This is a genomic window from Micromonospora profundi, assembly GCF_011927785.1.
GTDB lineage: Bacteria > Actinomycetota > Actinomycetes > Mycobacteriales > Micromonosporaceae > Micromonospora > Micromonospora profundi.
Genome location: NZ_JAATJK010000001.1, coordinates 3,070,233 through 3,088,074, shown reverse-complemented (window position 1 = coordinate 3,088,074; position 17,842 = coordinate 3,070,233). Strand labels below are relative to the sequence as shown.

Below are 17,842 nucleotides of genomic sequence, written 5' to 3'. Positions count from 1 at the left end.
GAGCGCGATGTCGCCCCGGGCCTGGGTTTCTGGTCCCAGTGGGCGGGTCGAGCATCAAGTTGGGCACCGTGACGGTGGATCGAGGCGCGCTGCGCAGCGGCCGGCACCCCTGCCCGCCGTCGATCGTCGACATGTTCCAGATCGCGGACTCGGTGATCCGGTCTGGTTGCAGCCCCGGACCCGGGTCGGCTCGGACCGCGTTCTTGGCGTCGTCGCGCCGTGCCTGGGCGTCGGCGCTGTCGCTGGTGATGGTGTGCGGGGTGACGACGTAATCGAGGTCGCCCGGCTCACGGGCGGCGTCCCCGACCCAGGCCGCCATAGATGGCAGCACGTCGGGCGCTGCCCCACCGCCGGCCGGCGCTACCCGCGGCCTGCCCAATCAGGAAGTGCAAGTTCTTTGAGCTGCCTGCGGGAGGTGATGCCCAGCTTGCGGAAGATGCTGCGCAGGTGGGCTTCGATCGTGCGCGGGCTCAGGAACAGCTGTGCGCCGACCTCCCGGGAGGTCGCTCCGGTGGCGACCAACCGGGCGATGTGCAGCTCATGGGCGGTGAGCGCGTCGGTCGGCTGAGCGGCGCGTTTTCGTGGGTGTTCACCGGTGGCGCGTAGTTCGCGGGCGGCACGCTCGGCGAACGCCTCCGCACCCATATCGGACAGCAGCTCGTGGGCGGTGCGAAGTTGTTCGCGGGCCTCCCGACGGCGGCCCTCGCGGCGTAGCCACTCGCCGTAGACGAGATGGGTACGAGCGAGGTAACCGCCCATCCGGCTGTGCTTGAGCTGCGCGATCGCCTCGAGGTACTGATCCTCGGCTGCCGATCCGGCGCTCGTGAGCGCCTCTGAGCGCGCCGCCATTCCCAGCGCCCACGGCGTCCCGCTGGCACGAGCCCGGGAGCAGAGCTGCTTCATCGCCTCGACCGCTCGTTCTGGTCGACCGGCGCGGGCAGCTGACTCGATGAGCTCGAAGTGGACGAGGTTGCTGAGCGCCAGCTCTGGGGAATTGAACGCCCGTACCGCAGCGTCCTGCGCGGCCGGATAGTTGCCCAGCCCGTTGTGGAGCACCGCCATCGCGTACTGAGCGAAGGAGGCCTCCGTACTCTCGTCGGAGAAGGCGACGTCCTGGGCGGTTAGGGCGTTGAGCGCCGTGGTCTCCGCCTGGTCGCCACGCCAGGCACTCAGGATGATGTGAGCGTGCCGCAGCTGTACGCCGCCGGTGGCCTGCGTGATGGTCGTCGCCTCGGTGGCGAGCTCGCCGGCTCGGGCGAGTTCGCCCATCAGGACCGACGTGATGGACAGGAAGCGCAGCGAGTCCGGGAGCGTCGTCAGCGCACCGGCCTCACGAGTCAACTGGACGTTACGGCTGGCTAGTAGGTAGAGCAGCTCGTCGTCGAGGATTGCCACCGCGTTGCGGCCGGCCAGCCGCAGCCAGCGGTCGCTCTGGCAGTCTTGCTCGGGGTCCGTGGGCGGGCTGTTGCGAAACGCCTCGAGGGCGTGCCGCAGCCTAGGCGCTCCCGCCGCATATCCACCCGTCAAGGTCTTCGTGAGGCCATCAAGCAACAGGTCCGACGGCTGCGGCGACCCTGGCGGTGCAGGTGCGGCCCGAGCGGCCTCGGCGACCTCCAGGACGCCGCGGTCGGAGTCACCGGCCACGAGCGCCGCGTCGAGCGCGTGCAGGTAGGTCTCGCGGGCCAGGGCCGCATCGAGCGGGGTGAGGGTCCTGGCTGCGTCCAGCAGCATTCCCGGCACCTCGCTACCGCGCGTGGTGTGGAACGTGACCTGGGCACGCAGCAACTTCAGGCGGGCTGCTTGCAACGCGTCCAGCGGCCCGGCGGCCGCGATCGTCAACAGCCTCAGGGAGCTCTCGGGCGCACCGGCCTCGTGCTTGGCGTGCGCGGCTACCAGCGCCCGTCTCGTACGGTCGACCGGCTCGGGAGTCAGCTCGGCGGCTTGCTGCAGGAACGCCGCTGCGGCAGCCCACCCGCCGCGGGCTCGCGCCCGGTCGGCCAATTGCTCAAGTTCTGCGGCGGCTTCCTCGTCGGTGCCGAGCACGGCCTGCGCACGGTGCCAGGCGCGCCGGTCGGGGTCGAGCTGCGGGTCGGTGGCAGCGGCCAGCGCGCGGTGTGCGCGGCGGTGATCGGGTGGTGTGGCGGCCCGGTACACCGCCGAGCGCACCAGCGGATGGCGAAACCGCACCCGGGTGTCGATCTCCAGCAGTCCGGCGGCTTCGGCGGGTGCGGCCTCTTCGCGGGCAATCCCCAGGTGTGCGGCCGCGCGCCACAGCAGCGCCACCTCGCCAGTCGGCTCGGCGGCCGCGACCAACAGGAGCAGTTGCGTCTCGGCGGGCAGGCTACCTGAACGGCGCTGGAAGCTCTCCTCGATGCGGTGAGGAACGCTCAACGCGTCCGGCAGCTCGAACCCGCCGGCCAGCTGCGTCGGCGGCGTGCTTCGGGGAAGTTCCAGCAGCGCCAAGGGGTTGCCACGCGACTCGGCGATGATCCGGTCTCGGACCCCGTCGTCCAGCGGTGTGGGGACCGCAGCAGCCAGCAGCGCCTGCGCGTCGGTCTCGCCGAGCCCATCCAGGCGCAGCTCGGGCAGCCCGGAGAACGGGCGAACGTCGCCTCCGTCGTGGTCGCGCAGTGCGAACACCAGCGCCAACTGCTCGGCCGCCACCCGACGTGCCACAAACGCCAGCACCTGGGCGGATGGCTGATCGAGCCACTGCGCATCGTCGACGAGGCACAACAGTGGCCCCTCCTCGGCGACCTCGGCCAGCAGGTTAAGGGTCGCCAGCCCGACCAGGAACCGGTCCGGCGCGGCACCGGCTCGCTGCCCGAACGCCACGCCCAGGGCAGCCTGCTGCGGCTCGGGTAGCGCACCCGCGCGGTCCAGCAACGGCCCGCACAGCTGGTGCAACCCGGCGAACGCGAACTGCGTCTCAGACTCCGCTCCGGCCAGAATCTCCGCCCGGAACCCCAAAGGAGCCGCGACGTCGCGGGCATATTCCACCAGCGCCGTCTTCCCGATGCCCGCTTCTCCGCGCACCACGAGCGCCCCGCTTCGCCCCGCCTGCGCCCGGGCGAGCAGTTGCTTGACCGCTTCGCACTCCGCGTGCCGGCCTAGAAGATTCGCCAGTTTCATTCCCACTCGAATCTGTCGGCACTGTAAAAGTAGGTAATTGTCACCGACGCGAACCCCGTCCGCCAACCCCAGTCTAAACCGTGGACGGGGGTGGGCAATTCGGTCGCCGTATGCCGGGCCTGCCCGCACACCGGTCCCTTTGCTGGTCTGGCCCGCCCGGGCAACGGCCATCCACCGCTCTGCACGGTGGCGACCGGCGACGACATCAGGGGCTTCCACCGACGCGAAGGCGACGCCGCCGATGCCAGCCTGAAGACAACGCCATCACCGGCAACGACCGGAGCAGCGCCAGACCTCGTCCGTCCGGGAACGGCCCTGACCCGCGAGGTCGCCCCCCGCTTCGGACCGTCGACGCGAAAGGAACCGCCATGTCTGTCAGCGCTGTCATCGACGTTGCCAGGCGGAACCTCAGCCGCAGCGGTGTTCGTGCCGTGAAGTGCCTTTCGTTCTGTGTCGACCTCGCCGGTACGGCACTCATCTATCCAGTTTCCCCGGTGCCGCGAAGCGGGGTCTGGACTCCGCCCGTCGCGTAACTCCACCAAGAGCGAGCGAGAGTAGTTAGGAAATCCTGATGAGCAGGAATCGAGCCCTCTATGGAAATTATGAGGTAGGCGATCTCATTGGCTGGGGCGGTATGGCCAATATCCGCCTAGGTCGCGACATCCGCTCAGGTCGGTCCGTTGCGATAAAGGTGCTCCGCAGAGATCTTGCACTGGATCCCCTGTTCCAATCCAGGTTTCGACGCGAGGCGCGGATGACGGCTCGCCTCAGTCATCCCGCGATCGTCTCCGTCTATGACACCGGTTATAACGAGTTGGAAGGAGGATCGGCGGGTAGGGTACGAGTTCCATATATTGTCATGGAGTATGTCTCTGGCCGGCCCCTGTCGGACCTTCTCAAGGCTGGCGGACTCAGACTCAAGGACTCGATCCAGTATCAGGTCGAGATCCTCTCGGCGCTTGAGTTCAGTCATCGCGCCGGCATTGTCCATCGCGACATCAAACCGGCCAATGTGATGATCACAACGGAGGGTTCCGTCAAAATCGTGGACTTCGGAATCGCACACGACAGTGGTGATCCAGTCCCGGCGATAACCCAGGCCCACGAGATCCTTGGAACTCCCCAGTATCTCTCTCCCGAGCAGGTGCGCGGTGAGACCGTGGACGCCCGCAGCGACCTCTACTCCGCAGGCTGCCTGCTCTATGAACTACTTACCGGGCGGCCCCCCTTTATCGGTCCTGACCCGCTGTCTGTCGCCTACCAACACGTCTATGAGGAACCCGCGCTGTTCCGCTCGCGCGGTCTAGACCTCACTCCCGCGCTTGATTCCGTACTCGTGAAGGCTCTCGCCAAAGCCCGGGAGGATCGGTTCCGGAACGCGCGAGCCTTCAGAGAGGCGCTCCAGTCTGCGGCGAAGGGCATCATTAGCGAAGATGGCGGCGCCCGCTTGGGTAAGTTCGAAAACGACGCGGCCAAGGCACTCGCCATGGGCGGCCACGCTGGCATGGCCAGCGTCGACCGCTGACCGGCAGCGCAGATCAACGAGGAGGTAGCGCGCGTGATCGCTACTTTCTCGGCGGCCAACTCTTGGGCACGGGCGAGTTCGCCGGTGAGCACGAGCACTGAGGCCAGGGTGGCGAGTGCGGCGGGGAGGGCGGTCAGGGCGCACGCTTCGCGAGTGAGCCGGACGTTGCGGATGGCCAGCAGATCGGACAGCGCTCGTCGTCCCACAGCATCGCCGCGGTGCGGCTGGCCAGCCACAGCCAGCGGTGGTCGTCGTCAGCTCGGCAGTCGTGGACTTGCAGTATCTGCAGGGCACAAGGTGGGCGCACTCACCGCGTACCGCTGTATAAACCGCGTGACGACTCCGTCGAGCAGGAGGTCGACCGGCTACGGCGCCCCGGCGGGCTGGAGGCGCGCTCTGGCGGCCTCGGGCACCTCGAGCGACCCGCGGCCCCGGCCGAGACGGCCAGCGTGAAGGCCGCGTTGACCGCCTGCAGGTACGTCTCGCGGGACAACATGGGGTCGAGCGGGCGAGCGCCTTGGCGGCGTCCAGCAGCATCCCGGCGCGTCGCTGCAGTGGGCCGGGTGGAACGCGATCCGGGCATGCAGTAGTTCGAGGCGGGCCCGCTGTCGCGCGTTCACGGGCCCGCCGGCTGTCGACAGTCAGGCTCCGAGGCGGCCACGGGCGCACCGGGCCTGCGCGGCCTCCAGCGCCCGGCTCGCACGGACGGCGGGCGCCGGTGTCAGCTCGGCCGCCCGTTGCAGGAACGCGGCTGCCGCGGCCTGCGCGCCGCGTGCGCGGCGCTGGTCGGGTGGCATGGCGGCCCGGCGCAGCAACTCCACGTCGTCGGTCGGCTCCGTCGTCGCGAGCGTGCTCCAGGATCGCGGCCTTTCCGATGCCCGCTTCCCCGCGCACCACAATCGCCCCGCTGCGCCGGCGGTGTTTAGGGCGAGAGATGTTCGATGGCCACCCGCCTGTACGCCAGCCCAGGAGGTCGGCCATTCCGCTCCCACCCGAGGCTGGGATGAGTCCCGACAGTGTCGGAGTAGGTAGTTGTCACCGACGCGAACCGCATTCGTTCCCGATGCCGGCCGCCTCCGCAAGGCCGCGTTCTCAGCGCGGATGGGGTTGATGACTCGGATGCCGCAGGTCGAGACAGGCCTCGAGTACGCGGCTTTCGTCGCTGGTCAAGCGCACCGGCCGTCCAAACTGGCTGACGGACGGGACACGGCGTGCGCTGTTGATCAGGGTCGAGACCCACCCACGAGAACGTCACGAGGGCCATCTTTGGCTACCCGCGAGCTGCGCCCCCGAGAGCGCGGACGCGGGTCGCGCGGCCGGCGAGTGCGGTGTTCGCGTAGGGCCGCTGCGCCGGGTGCGCATCCCGACCACCAGGGCTGTGATGACGACAACTGCGCTGGGAACGAGGACCCCGATCGTCGCGGCGCCCGCTGCGCGATCCGTCACGACGTTGGCGATATCGGTGCGCAGCGCAGCATCGAACACGAAGGACAGGGTGTTGTACCCCGCGTGTAGCACCACTGCGATCTCGATGCCCCCGGTGCGCCAGGTGATGAGCGTGAGCCCGACGCCGAAGATCAGGTACCAGAGGTTCAGCCAGATGTCGGTCGACAGGTGGACGACCGCGAAGGCGACGCTGGAGACCAGCACACCGACGGCGAGGCCCGCCCGCGCTCCGCGGGTCCAGCCACCTGCGACGCGGAAGATGAGCCCACGGAACCCGTATTCCTCACCTGCGGCCTGCAGGGGCGTGAGCAGGAGCGTGGCGAGGAGTATCCACAGCACGTCGGTGTAACTCCATTCGGTCTGCGGCAGCGGGACCCAGTAGTGGAACGCCATGACGGCAACCCACGCGGGGGTGATCAGAAGCAGCGCGCGCCCGAAGATGTCGAACCGGAATCGCGAGATCACCGAGTGCAGCGAGGGGCCTCTCACGCCGTAGAGCCACCGCTGGATGAGCATGCTCCACGGGATGACCAGTGCGACGGAAATCATGCCGGCGGTGTGCATCAGGGGCGTCCACTCAGTGCGCCCGTCGGTGTCGATGGCGGCATCCACGAACGCCGCCATCAGGCTGAGAGCGACGCCGGACAGCGTCATCCCGACGATCAGAAGCACGATCGCGAGGATGCCACGACCGATGCGACGTCTCTCCCCGGCCAGCACCCGGTGGTACTCGACATCGGGCGGAACGGTGTGCGCTTGCTGGGTCATGAGTCTTCCTTCGAGGTTTATTGCCGGAGCAGGCGTATGAGTGGTTCGGAATTACGCGGTAAAAGCTGTCCGTGCGGCACGCACTCGAGGCGCCGAGTTGGACGATGGGGCTCTCCAGCAGGGGCCTGGCGGAGGGTCGGCCTGATCGAGGCAGGACGGTCTAGACGCCGTGAGGCTTGTCTGCCAGGTACTCGACGCGGAGCGCAGGGTCTCGCCCGACGGGCGCTGTGCCGGCGTCGTCCTTCGGCCCGCCGAGGGTCGCGGCCCCGCCCTCGGCGAGCGGTTCGTCCTGCTGCTCGGTCATGGCTCACGACACCTCGATGACGAAGGTGAGCGCGGCCCACGCCACGACGGTGCCAATCGTCGTCCAGATGACGATGGAGATGGCCTGCCAGAGCAGGACCCACCGGCGTGGAGTTCCGCCGCCCACGAGGATCGCCGACGTGATCTGGGTCGGAATGGCGAGAGGACCGAGGATGCTCGCACCGGGGACGCCGAAACGCACGAGCCATCTGTTGAAGCGCCGACGTCCCTTCGACTCCGGCTTCGTGGCTGCCGTCTCCTGGTACGTCTCCCCGAGGGCGCTCGATCGCGCTCCTGCGCCTCCGCTCACCCCGACTGGGCTGCGTCGTCGATCGACGATGGTCGTCCTGGCGCGTGAGGTGACCGCGACGACCAGCAGCACGCACAGAAAGTTCCCTGCGGCTGCTGCGACGCCTGCGACAATCGGGTGGAGACCACCGGCTATGCCGATGATGGCCGCTCCCTCGCCGTCGACAAACGGGATCGCGCCCGCCAGCATGACGATGAACGGCTGGACGATCCCGGGCACTTGGGCGACGAGCTCCTGGAAATTGCTGATGAGCTGCTCAATGGGACTCATGTCTGGTCCTCACTTTCCTGTGATGTGAGTGCGTCATGTGGCGGCGGTAGTCCCCGCCGTCGAGGGAGTCGATGAAGGTGCGCAGGGCGTCGTTGACCCCGTCAACGTGCGTCCAGAGCAGCCCGTGGGGAACGCCCTCGATTTCTACGTAGTGGGCATCGGGCAGTGCCGGGAAGAAGCGGTGGGCCGTCGCATCGATGGGCAGGATCCCGTCGGCGGTGCCGTATTCCATGGTGTTCTTTTCTGTGGTGAGCCAGTGCGGACCGTTGCCTAGGCGGATCGTGTGGTGGCCTTGTTCTCGTCATTGGCGGGTCGACGAGGCGAGTGGCCCGATGGCCATGCGATGGAAATCGTCGACGCCGGCGTGGTGTGCCAAGGCGGGTGGATCAGAATCGCGTTGTCCCACGCGTCCCATATCGAGGCGCTCGTCCGCACGGACCAGGCCCTTTGCCGCGGACTGGAGCGCTTCCCTGAACGATCGAGCGCTCTGGAACCGGTCCTTTCGGTCCTTGGCGAGCGCTGTGAGGAGCACCGCGTCAAGCGCCGGAGTCACCTCGGTGCGGTAGGCGCTGGCTCGCGGGGGCGCTTGGTGCACGTGCTGATAGGCGACGGCAACCGGGTTGTCACCGACGAAGGGCGGCCGGCCGGTCAGCAGTTCGTAGAGCAGGCAGCCCGCGGAGTACAGGTCACTGCGCGCGTCGGCGACCTCACCACGCACTTGCTCGGGAGAGAGGTACTGGGCGGTGCCGAGGAGCATGTGGGTTTCGGTTGCTGTGGCGCCGGCACCACCATCGACACGCGCGATGCCGAAGTCCACCACCTTGATTGCGCCGTCGGGAGTGACCATGATGTTGGCGGGCTTGATGTCGCGATGGACAACGCCTGCGCGATGGCTGAACTCGAGTGCCGACAGGACCGCCATCTGATGTTGGATCGACTCCTCCAGCGTGAGCGCGCCCTCGCGGAGGCGGGCCCGCAGCGACTGGCCGGCGACGTGCTCCATGACGATGAACGGAACGTTCGGCTCGTCCGCCCGACTGCCTTCGACGTGCTCATGTCCGACGTCATGAACGGAGACGATGCCGGGGTGATTGAGGCGGGCGACTGCCTGTGCTTCCCGCCGGAACCGGGACCGGAACAGCGGATCGCGGGCTAGCTCTGCGCGGAGCACCTTGACCGCGACCCAGCGCTTGAGCCGGATGTCACGCGCCAGGTGAACAACGGCCATGCCGCCCCGGCCCAGGACGTCGCAGAGCTCATAGCGTCCGCCAAGCACACGATCCGTACTCATGAGTCCTCTCAACTTTCTCGTGGTCGGTGCGTACCGGGAACGGGTTCGACGTGGATGGGTGCGTCTGGTCTGAAGACGCCCGCCACGGGGCTCCGGAGTCCATCAGTCCCCGGGTACGCCGGGGTCCGGACGCTCGATCCTGGCGACGTCATCAGGCTCGCACCGGGGGCACAGCCCTCGCGTCGGTCACAACCACGTAGGTCCTCACGGCCTAGCGCCGCCGAAGACCTCTGAACTTGCAGGCGCTAATTTGCAAGTACCGCGCTTCGCATCAGGGATTACTACGGTGGCGGCTACCTAAAGGATGTCTCGTAACTCGGTGAAGGCGTTGCCTGGCAACGGTGCTGGTGTCACCCCGCGAGGATGATGTTGTGGAGGTGGGCGATGCCGGAAGCGGTGTCGGTCAATGTGCTGGCGGCGCGGCGGTAGTCGCGCAGGATCTTGAAGCACTTCATGCGGGCCAGGGCGTGCTCGGCCTGTGCTCGGACGGTGCGGTGCTGTTTGTTCAGGTCCGCCTTCCACGGGGGTAAGTCGCTGCCGTCGCCGGGTTTGCGGTACGGGATGATCACCTCAGGGTTGCCGCGGTAGGCGCCGTCGGCCATGACGGGCCGTCCGGCCAGCTTCTGGTCGATGCCGCTGGTCCGATAGACGATGGTGTCGTTGCGGTTGCCGGGTTGCGGATCGCCGAGGGCCACGACGAGGCGGGTGTGGGCGTCGATGGCTACCTGCAGGTTCGTGCTGTAGCGGTAGTTCTTGCTCGGGGCGGCCAAGCGGTGATCGCGGGTCGGGATGAGGGTGCCGTCGACGATGGTGACCTGGTCGACCCGACGCCGGCGCACCGGTGCCAGAGCGAGCAGGGGGCCGACGGTGTCGATGACCCGATGCGCGGCGGAGTGCGACACCCCGAACAGCGGGCCGATCTGGCGCATCGTCAGGTTCGTGCGCCAGTACGCGGCGACCAGCAACACCCGATCAGCGAGGTCGAGAGACCACTGCCGTCCCGGCCGACCGTCGGCAATCGCGTCACCACCACGCTCGGCGACCAACCGGACCAGCCTGCGGAACTGGGCGGGCTGCAGCCCGGTGAACGGAAAGATCCACTCCTGGCGAGCCGCCGAGATCACCTGCACCCCAAGATGATCCACCATGGACCGACCACCAAGTTACGAGACGTCCCTTAGTGCCATGACCACGAACGTTCACGGGGTTGGTTGACACGCCGCGCGGCCTGTCGGCCGGGCGGCGTTGTGCCGGTCGGGCTGTGGCGGTGGCGGTGGCAGATCTTGTACGTGTGCGGCGGCTGAGTGATCAGGAAGGTCAGCAGCTGCTCAGAATCACCCGCCGGGGAACCGGTTCCCCGATCCGACTGCGACGGTCGATGGTCGTGCTCGCCTCGGCCGGCGGGAACATGGTGCCGGCCATCGCCCGTCTCGTCCAGGCCGATGAGGACACGATCCGGCAGGTCATCCACCGGTTCAACGAGATGGGGATGGCCAGCCTGGACCCTAATGGGCTTTACCGGGATCCGGGCGGCGTTGCTTAATGATGTTGCTGCGGGAGACTCGGACGGTAGCCGCTGGCGGGTGAGCACTCTTGGACCCTGGACGTTGAGTCCTGCACCGAGACCGTGCCCCCGTCGGTGTCCCGGGGAGGCTTGACCGTTGATGGGGTGTCGTGCCGTTCGAGCGTTGGATGCCGCTCGGGATGAGCACTGATCCATTAGGGCGCGTGCTGTCCTCCTCCTGGCTGCTGGGGCCAACCCACCACCCGAGCAGCCTGACCCCAACACCGTCAACGTTCGTGGTCACGGCACTAGCTCGTCAGCTCAGCCGGCGGACCACCGACCTGTGGAGGTCCCACCCGGGCGAAGATCAGCGGATGAGGCTGGTCGAGGCCCTGCCTGGCATCGACGGAGTTCTCTGCGTTGACGACATTCGTTGGGCCGAGGTCGACGCTGAGCTCGCGCCATGGCGCCGCGCCCCACACAACGCCCTGCTCGGAACCCGGGACCGGTTCTGAGGAGCTTGCGCCGCACGGGCAGGCCCGGAGTGCGCGCACCTTGCCTGGTCGGGTGATGTCCGTCAACCCGGACCAGCAGGCCTGACGGGGTCATCTAGGCGTGAGCTGAAGGTCGCCATAAACGACGATCATGGACTTGTGGTCGACGTCGCCCCTCGGGCACAAACCATTGCTCCACGGTGCGCGCTGAGATCGACTTCAGTGCGCACCGTTTGCGTTTCGGGCTGGTGGTCAGCCGGAGTCCGAGTTGCCGGTAGACCTCGGCTTTGTCGTCGGGGTCGGCGTCGCGCAGCACGGCGGCGATGTCGCTGAGCGCTCGGACCAGGGTCGGCGATCTGGGGAGCGGCTCATCCGGCGCGGCTCTGTCTGTTGGGTCGCTTGAAGATCAACTTCGGCTCGTTTTCGTTCGGCCTGGGTAAAGCGAACTGCAAGGCGAATACACGCCACGGCAGTACGCGGGAGTTCCGTGAGGACCGATCTCTGGCCTCGGAGATGACCCACGAACACGGTGTGCTCATTCGATATGACTTTCAAGGAAAGTTGTGGATCACCATGAGATCTCCGAAGATGATCCCAGCTTCTCGCAGCTACGATGTCTCCGTGAGTACGGTGGCTAGCGAATCCGAGGATCCGGGAACCGGTCTGGGAGCAGACGGCAATGTGTCGTCAGCTCCGGACATATCTGAAGCTCTACGCCAGCAGATGGCGTTACGCAGTAAGGTCGACATTGCTAATAGTTTGGCCACTATGCCCGAATTGGTGGCCGGCTTGGACGTCTCTTACGAAGCCGGAACCCGCCGAGTCGCGGCCGTGGCCATCGTGATGGAATCGCGGACCCTGGAAGTGAGGGAGATTTCCGTCGTTCATGGGGACGTGCACTTCCCGTATGTTCCGGGGTTGCTGGCGTTTCGCGAAGTGCCGATCCTCCTGGAGGCTCTTGAAAACCTTGCCTGTCAGCCCGACGTGCTCGTTTGTGATGGCTATGGTATAGCCCATCCGAGAAGGTTTGGATTAGCCAGTCACATGGGCGTGTTGACTGGACTGCCGTCATTTGGAGTGGCGAAGTCGCCTTTTGTCGGGACGTTCTCGGAACCTGGGGAGCGACGAGGTGGATGGTCGCCGCTTGCTGAGGATGGCGAAACACTCGGACGCGTGCTTCGTACGCAGACAGGAATTAGGCCCGTATTCGTATCTGTTGGACATCGAATTAGCCTGGATCAAGCTACCGACTTGACGCTGACACTGAGCCGCCGATATCGGATCCCCGAAGCGACCCGCCAAGCTGACATTCTCTCACGAGAAGCGCTGCGGAAGCTTCGAGAATAAGTCGAAAGGCATGTCAGTAAGCGGTCCTCGCAGGCGGCTGGACGGTGCATGAATGATGTGCGCAGGTCGTCCATGATTGCATCGCTGCGCTATATCAACCGCAAGGACTGGCAGAAGATCACCCCGCGTTGAGGGGGATCTACAACGTCCCCACCGCCGAGGCCCGGTACGAGGCTTTCGCCGCCGAGTTCGGCGACCAGCACCTGGCCTCGATCCGGCTGGGGCGCACCCCGTGGCCGCAGCGTGCCGTTCTTGGACCACGACCACGAGGCCTGCAACGTCTTCTACGCCACCGACATTCTCGGGAGCCTCGACGCAGGGGTTCCGGCAAGCCGCCCGCAGGTGCGGGCGCTTCCCGACCGAGCAGGCCGCGATGAGGTCCTGTGCCTCGTCTTCCAGCAGAGACGGAAGGCGCGTCACCGGCGGGTCTGCGGTCGGACCAAGGCCCTCAACGTCCTGACCCTCGCCTACGGCGACCGGATCACCCATCGAAGAATTTCGACCACACCACAGGCCTGAACACGGAAATCGACACACCTTCCCTTACGCTGTCCGCCTGCAATCAGGCGGTCAGCTGCCGGCGCACATCGGCTGAGTCGTGGAGGTTGGTCATCTGCGCGAATCGGCCGTTGCTGACCTTGTAGATCGCGTACTCGACTATCTCGAACGACTTGCCGGTCGGAGCGACGCCGAGCCACTCCTTCACAGGGGTGCCGGTGTTGACCACGCGTGCGGCGATGCGGTCGCGGTCGAACAGCAGCTCTTGAACCTCCCAGCGCATATCTGGAACGGCGTTGATGATGGACCGCATGTCGGCGAGGACATCGTCCCGGCTTCCGGGTTCGCCGTTCAGCATGACCTCGTCGGCGATGAACTCGTCCATACGGTCGATCTCATGGGCGTTGAGCGTCGTGATGTACCGCAGGCACCAGTCACGCATATCGTTGTCGGTCACTGCAATCATTCCTTTCGTTCAGTAGGTGATCCGGCCCTGGCGGTTGTGGTATTCACCGGTCGGACCGTCGGGGCCAACCAGGGCCAGGGCGACCGTGGCGTCGGTGCCTTCGGTGACGGTTTGGTGCCCCTTGTGACTGTTGAGGTCGGTGGCGGTGTAGCCAGGGTCGGAGGCGTTGATCCGCATTCCGGGCAGGTTCTTGGCGTACTGGACGGTGAGTGCGAGTACGGCGGCTTTCGAGCTGGCGTACGGAATCATGTATCCGTTGAAGGAGTCGTCCTCGGGGTCCAGTAGGGCGCGGGGGAAGCCGAGTCCGGAGGCGACGTTGACGATCACCGACGCGCACGACTGCCGCAGCAGGGGCAGGGCGGCCTGGGTGACCCGTACGACGCCGTAGACGTTGGTCTCGAAGGCCACGCGCATCGCGTCGACGTCCAGGTCGTCGAGGCCCCACGATGGACCCACGACGGCCGCGTTGTTGATCAGAACGTCGAGTTCGGGCAGCGACCCTATCGCCTTGTCGACGCTGGCCTGGTCGGTGACGTCGAGCTGAACCGCGATGGCTCCGAGGTTGCGGGCGGCTTCGCCGGAGGCCAGGTCACGCATTCCGGCGTAGACGGTGTGGCCGGCGGCGATCAGGCGGCGGGTCGTTTCCAGACCGAGGCCCTTGTTGGCCCCGGTCACCAAGGTTGTGGTCATGCCACCCAATGTGCGCCGCCGACGGACTGACCGGCAGGCCCTGTTCGACGGTGGGACCAGCAGTACCACCCACTGCGCTGAGTGCCGGGCATCATGGATGACGTGGATGAGTTCGCGCAGGTTCTTCGAGCATGGCGGGACCGGGTACGCCCGGAGGATGTGGGCCTGCCCCCAGGCCTCGGCCGTCGCGCTCCCGGGCTGCGTCGTGAGGAGCTGGCCCAGCTCGCCAGGGTGAGCGTGGACTACATCGTCCGCTTGGAGCAGGGCCGGGCCCGTAACCCCTCGCCGCAACTGCTGGCCTCGCTGGCCCGGGCGCTGCGCTTGAACGACCTGGAACGCGACCACCTGTTCCGGGTCGGGGGTGCGGCCGTACCGCCGACCGGGTTGGTGCCCAGACAGGTGACTGCGAGCGCGCAGCGGATGGTGGACCGGTTCCGCAACGCCCCGGTGGCGGTGGCGGTGCATACCGCGATCGGTGAACTGGTGCTGTGGAATCCGCTCTGGGCAGCCCTGTTCGGGGACCCGTCCAGCCAGACCCGGCTGGAGCGCAATGTCACCTGGATGTATTTCGCGGGCTCCATCCCCGTGACGCACACCCCCGAGGACGATGAGGCGTACGCGCGAGACCTCGTCGGTCACCTGCGCACCGCGGCCGGCCGCTACCCGGACGATCCAGACATCCCCCAGCTGATCGATCGTCTGCTCAAGGCTTCCCCCGATTTCGCGCGCCGCTGGAAAGCCGGGACGGTCGGAGAACTACGCACCAGCCGCAAAACCCTGCACACGGAGCTGGTGGGGGACATCGTCGTGGACTGCGACACGTTCACCGGCGGCCCCGGTGACCAGACGATCGTGATGATGACGGCCGTACCGGACTCCGAGGACGAGCAGAAGCTCGACCTGCTTCGCGTCATCGGTCTCCAGCAGCTTCAGCAGCGGCCGGGTTAGGACACACTGCCGTACGGCTGCTCATTGAGGTAGACCAGGTGGCCGGGCGTTGCTGGCCCAGCGGATGCGGTTATGGGGGATTGAGCACGGTTATTGATCGTCGACGACCATCCGATCGTGAGGGGCGGTCTTCGCGACACCTTCGCGGGTGTCGAGGACATCGTCGTGGTCGGTGAGGCCGGGGACGGCGCCGAGGGCATCGAGCGTGCGAAGCTGCTGGCAGCGGATGTCGTGCTCATGGACCTTCGGATGCCGAGGATGGACGGCGTCGCCGCGACCGCAACCCTGCGCGAGCGGGCCCCGACTGCCCGGGTGCTGATCCTGACCACCTTCGACAGTGAAAGCGACGTACTGCCGGCGATCCAGGCGGGTGCGATCGGATATCTCCTGAAGGACGCGCTGCCCGACGAACTCATGCGAGCCGTCCGGGCAGCCGCGCGTGGAGAATCGGTGCTCGCGCCGTCGGTGACGCAGCACCTTATGGGGCAGGTCCGGAGGCCCAGCGCCGGCACACTGACGGACCGAGAGAAGCAGGTGCTGCAACTGGTCGCGAACGGCCATTCGAATCGAGAGGCCGCTACAGCATTGTTCATCGGCGAAGCGAGCATCAAGACCCATCTGCAGCACATCTACGACAAACTTGGCGTTCGTGATCGAGCTTCGGCGGTGGCCGAGGGCTATCGCCGTCGCCTGCTCACGTGACGCCCCACTGCCGGTCGCGGTGACAGCTGTCGAGCGTGCTTCGGTACGCCGGGCGTCAGTGCGGGTACGTGCCGACCGTGACTGTCTCGATCGCCGCGCGGTGTCCGCGTACCGGTCAGCTCGGGGTTGCGGCCCTGACGGCTCGACCTGCGGTCGACAAGCTCGTCGCACACGTCCAATCCGGCGGCGGAGCGGTGGCGACCCAGACCACCCCCAACCCGTTCTGGCGTACGACGGGCTGCCGTTGCTCGTCGAGGGCCGCTCGCCGGAGGACGTCCTGACCGAACTGCTGGCCCGGGATCCGGGTCGTGAGGTGCGGCAGGTCGCCGGGCTGCTGTGCCGGGCTCAAGGACTGGCGGGACTGGGCTCAGGTGTCGATCGGCGGTTCGCCGTGGCTGGGACATGACCCGGCTTCGGAGGTCGAGGTCGTCGGCGACGATCTGCGGGTGTGGCAGGACGGCGGCCCGAACCGGCATCACGGCCGGTGGGCAGGCGTCCACATCGACCTGCCACACCGTGCGCTACCCGGGCTGCTGGCCGGCGCGCAGCGGGACCTGGTCGGCTTTCTCGACGCCCTCAGCGGATGGGCCGCACGAGTCGGACTGGAGCAGCGGGGGACCGCTCTGGTTGACGCGGTCGACAGGAACTTCGCGATCACGGCGCCGTTGGACGTACAGCCTTCTCGATAGCGGTGTGCCCGAAGGTCGACCGGGCACCAACGACCCGCACTCGGCACGTGCCCTGATCACCTGTGGCGGCGGCGGTTGCCAGCGGATCTCGCCGACACTAGGTTGAAACTATCGACAAACGTCTACGTAACAAGGTGTCGGGGGCCGTATGTCAACGTCTGTCACTCGCCGCACCGTCCTGGCAGGTGGCGCCGGTGCCGCCGTCGGCCTGGCGCTGCCCGGCGCCGCCGCCCACGCCGGTGGCCACCGCCCCACAAGCGTGAGCTTCACCCTCGACGCGAGAACACTCGACGGCGGTGAGCAGGTCACGTCGGTCACGCTCCACACCGGCCGACTCGGGTCGATCGACGCCGCCGGGCTCACACCCGGCACGTTCACCGTGCATGCAAAGGCCACCAGCCCGATCCCGATCGCTCCCGGCGATCTGATCTTCAGCGAGTACGACCTGGACCGCACGGTGACGGCGGCCCGGCTCGACAGGCACGGAAACATCGTGCTGGAGCTGAGCCACGCCGAAGGCCAACCGGGCGGTGGGACCCTCGGCTACATCCTGAGCAGGGGCCGCAACGTCCAGCTGGACCTCGTCTACACCATCACGCAGAACACACCGCTCGTCCGGCGTCACGGCCCGCCGGTCACCATCACCCGCTTCGTGCAGGGGCGGCTGTCGAACCCCGAGGTGGACGCCTTCAGCCACCACGTCTCGCGCTCGGGTATGAAGTACCGGTTGTACTCCCCGGAGCGCTCGCCCCGCCACGGTCGGCTGCCGCTGATCCTGTGGCTGCACGGCGGCGGCGAAGGTGCCTCACTGCCGGACGACTACTACGACAACGAGACCACGCTGCGCGCCAACCGCGGCGCGCTGGGCTTCGCCACCCCGGAGGCTCAACGGATCTTCTCCGGCGCGTACGTCGTCGCTCCGCAGAGCACCTCCTACTGGATGGAGGACGGCCCCCGGTTCGCCCCGCTGATCCGCGAAATCGTCGAGGACCTCGTACGCCGCAAGCGTGTCGACCCCGACCGGATCTACGTGGCCGGTTGCAGCAACGGCGGCTACATGTCCCTGGAGATGACCGTCGCCTATCCCGACCTGTTCGCCGCGTCGGTGCCGATCTGCGGCGTCGTCGAGCCGCTCGGCGGAGGGGGCCCGCCGCTGATCACCGACGCGGAGCTGGCGGGAATCAACACCCCGACCTGGCTGGTCACCTCACGCGACGACGACACCGTGCCGCCCGAGTCCAACACGATCCACGCCCACAACCTCATCCCGGGATCACTGATCACCCTGTACGACCACGTCGTATGGAACGGCTACCAGTTCCCCGGCCACTGGTCCTGGATCTACGTGGCCCGCAACGACCCGAGCCTTAACGGCACCCACATCTGGCAGTGGATGGCCCGCGGTCGTCGGTGATCGCCGCCTGCGGTGCCGGCTTGGGTCTCCACCTCGCCCCGGCAT

General features: G+C 67.1%; 19 protein-coding genes and 1 pseudogene. 10 read left to right on the top strand and 10 right to left on the bottom strand.

Features of this window, described 5'->3' with window-relative positions:
• Positions 1–360: 360 nt before the first annotated feature.
• Positions 361–3,198 (bottom strand): helix-turn-helix transcriptional regulator, encoded by a 2,838-nt coding sequence (locus F4558_RS13625; RefSeq protein WP_245241319.1) that lies wholly within the window; start codon positions 3,196–3,198, stop codon positions 361–363.
• A gap of 505 nt (positions 3,199–3,703) precedes the next feature.
• On the opposite strand from F4558_RS13625, the gene F4558_RS13620 reads away from it, so the two are divergent.
• Positions 3,704–4,657 (top strand): protein kinase domain-containing protein, encoded by a 954-nt coding sequence (locus tag F4558_RS13620; protein WP_167944409.1) that lies wholly within the window; start codon positions 3,704–3,706, stop codon positions 4,655–4,657.
• A 641-nt stretch (positions 4,658–5,298) separates the two neighbouring features.
• Here the strand turns inward: F4558_RS13620 and F4558_RS13615 are convergent.
• The 7 genes and pseudogenes from F4558_RS13615 to F4558_RS13585 all read right to left on the bottom strand — a co-directional run bounded on the left by F4558_RS13615 (position 5,299) and on the right by F4558_RS13585 (position 10,175).
• Entirely contained in the window at positions 5,299–5,478 is a 180-nt protein-coding gene (locus tag F4558_RS13615; RefSeq protein WP_053659608.1) for a hypothetical protein, read from the bottom strand.
• A gap of 430 nt (positions 5,479–5,908) precedes the next feature.
• Positions 5,909–6,775 carry a CPBP family intramembrane glutamic endopeptidase gene (locus tag F4558_RS13610; protein ID WP_209273285.1) on the bottom strand — a complete coding sequence of 289 codons (867 nt, stop codon included), beginning with the start codon at positions 6,773–6,775 and terminating at the stop codon, positions 5,909–5,911.
• Between the two features lie 256 nt (positions 6,776–7,031).
• Positions 7,032–7,175, bottom strand: a complete 144-nt coding sequence (locus F4558_RS13605) for a hypothetical protein (RefSeq protein ID WP_157552978.1) — start codon at positions 7,173–7,175, stop codon at positions 7,032–7,034.
• Positions 7,176–7,178: 3 nt separating this feature from the next.
• Entirely contained in the window at positions 7,179–7,754 is a 576-nt protein-coding gene (locus F4558_RS13600; RefSeq protein WP_167944405.1) for a small multidrug efflux protein, read from the bottom strand.
• A 70-nt stretch (positions 7,755–7,824) separates the two neighbouring features.
• Positions 7,825–7,980 (bottom strand): annotated as a pseudogene (locus F4558_RS31610) (alpha/beta fold hydrolase); the annotation flags it as partial.
• Positions 7,981–8,055: 75 nt separating this feature from the next.
• The gene (locus tag F4558_RS13590) at positions 8,056–9,045 is read right to left on the bottom strand and encodes a protein kinase domain-containing protein (RefSeq protein WP_053660171.1); all 990 of its coding nucleotides are present in this window, start codon (positions 9,043–9,045) and stop codon (positions 8,056–8,058) included.
• A 350-nt stretch (positions 9,046–9,395) separates the two neighbouring features.
• Positions 9,396–10,175 carry a transposase family protein gene (locus tag F4558_RS13585; RefSeq protein WP_167947446.1) on the bottom strand — a complete coding sequence of 260 codons (780 nt, stop codon included), beginning with the start codon at positions 10,173–10,175 and terminating at the stop codon, positions 9,396–9,398.
• Positions 10,176–10,312: 137 nt separating this feature from the next.
• On the opposite strand from F4558_RS13585, the gene F4558_RS13580 reads away from it, so the two are divergent.
• The 4 genes from F4558_RS13580 to F4558_RS31605 all read left to right on the top strand — a co-directional run bounded on the left by F4558_RS13580 (position 10,313) and on the right by F4558_RS31605 (position 12,909).
• The gene (locus F4558_RS13580) at positions 10,313–10,588 is read left to right on the top strand and encodes a helix-turn-helix domain-containing protein (protein ID WP_082377732.1); all 276 of its coding nucleotides are present in this window, start codon (positions 10,313–10,315) and stop codon (positions 10,586–10,588) included.
• 335 nt (positions 10,589–10,923) lie between these two features.
• Positions 10,924–11,064, top strand: a complete 141-nt coding sequence (locus F4558_RS13575; RefSeq protein WP_167944403.1) for a hypothetical protein — start codon at positions 10,924–10,926, stop codon at positions 11,062–11,064.
• 678 nt (positions 11,065–11,742) lie between these two features.
• Entirely contained in the window at positions 11,743–12,390 is a 648-nt protein-coding gene (gene nfi, locus F4558_RS13570; protein WP_255353062.1) for a deoxyribonuclease V, read from the top strand.
• A 252-nt stretch (positions 12,391–12,642) separates the two neighbouring features.
• A complete protein-coding gene (locus tag F4558_RS31605; protein ID WP_231640243.1) occupies positions 12,643–12,909 on the top strand; it encodes a hypothetical protein in 267 nt (88 codons plus the stop codon).
• A gap of 43 nt (positions 12,910–12,952) precedes the next feature.
• Here the strand turns inward: F4558_RS31605 and F4558_RS13560 are convergent, their stop codons facing one another.
• Positions 12,953–13,345 carry an ester cyclase gene (locus F4558_RS13560; protein WP_053660964.1) on the bottom strand — a complete coding sequence of 131 codons (393 nt, stop codon included), beginning with the start codon at positions 13,343–13,345 and terminating at the stop codon, positions 12,953–12,955.
• An 18-nt stretch (positions 13,346–13,363) separates the two neighbouring features.
• Positions 13,364–14,044, bottom strand: a complete 681-nt coding sequence (locus F4558_RS13555) for an SDR family NAD(P)-dependent oxidoreductase (RefSeq protein ID WP_053660963.1) — start codon at positions 14,042–14,044, stop codon at positions 13,364–13,366.
• A gap of 102 nt (positions 14,045–14,146) precedes the next feature.
• Between F4558_RS13555 and F4558_RS13550 the strand changes: the two genes are divergently transcribed.
• The 5 genes from F4558_RS13550 (at position 14,147) to F4558_RS13530 (ending at position 17,797) form a co-directional block, all read left to right on the top strand.
• A complete protein-coding gene (locus F4558_RS13550; RefSeq protein WP_197281673.1) occupies positions 14,147–14,992 on the top strand; it encodes a helix-turn-helix transcriptional regulator in 846 nt (281 codons plus the stop codon).
• Positions 14,993–15,085: 93 nt separating this feature from the next.
• Complete coding sequence (locus F4558_RS13545) at positions 15,086–15,694, top strand: response regulator (RefSeq protein ID WP_053660961.1); 609 nt, start codon at positions 15,086–15,088, stop codon at positions 15,692–15,694.
• A gap of 35 nt (positions 15,695–15,729) precedes the next feature.
• Entirely contained in the window at positions 15,730–15,975 is a 246-nt protein-coding gene (locus F4558_RS32345; RefSeq protein ID WP_369814851.1) for a DUF1028 domain-containing protein, read from the top strand.
• A gap of 27 nt (positions 15,976–16,002) precedes the next feature.
• Positions 16,003–16,383 carry a hypothetical protein gene (locus F4558_RS13535; RefSeq protein WP_231640242.1) on the top strand — a complete coding sequence of 127 codons (381 nt, stop codon included), beginning with the start codon at positions 16,003–16,005 and terminating at the stop codon, positions 16,381–16,383.
• Between the two features lie 148 nt (positions 16,384–16,531).
• Positions 16,532–17,797, top strand: a complete 1,266-nt coding sequence (locus F4558_RS13530) for a prolyl oligopeptidase family serine peptidase (protein WP_053660959.1) — start codon at positions 16,532–16,534, stop codon at positions 17,795–17,797.
• Positions 17,798–17,842 lie beyond the last annotated feature (45 nt).

What these genes read in the sequence shown, in the direction of transcription:
- F4558_RS13620 (WP_167944409.1), top strand. Translation starts at nt 3,704, where the DNA reads ATGAGCAGGAATCGAGCCCTCTATGGAAATTATGAGGTAGGCGATCTC.
- F4558_RS13605 (WP_157552978.1), bottom strand. Translation starts at nt 7,175, where the DNA reads ATGACCGAGCAGCAGGACGAACCGCTCGCCGAGGGCGGGGCCGCGACC.
- F4558_RS13600 (WP_167944405.1), bottom strand. Translation starts at nt 7,754, where the DNA reads ATGAGTCCCATTGAGCAGCTCATCAGCAATTTCCAGGAGCTCGTCGCC.
- F4558_RS13590 (WP_053660171.1), bottom strand. Translation starts at nt 9,045, where the DNA reads ATGAGTACGGATCGTGTGCTTGGCGGACGCTATGAGCTCTGCGACGTC.
- F4558_RS13575 (WP_167944403.1), top strand. Translation starts at nt 10,924, where the DNA reads ATGAGGCTGGTCGAGGCCCTGCCTGGCATCGACGGAGTTCTCTGCGTT.
- F4558_RS13555 (WP_053660963.1), bottom strand. Translation starts at nt 14,044, where the DNA reads ATGACCACAACCTTGGTGACCGGGGCCAACAAGGGCCTCGGTCTGGAA.
- F4558_RS13530 (WP_053660959.1), top strand. Translation starts at nt 16,532, where the DNA reads ATGTCAACGTCTGTCACTCGCCGCACCGTCCTGGCAGGTGGCGCCGGT.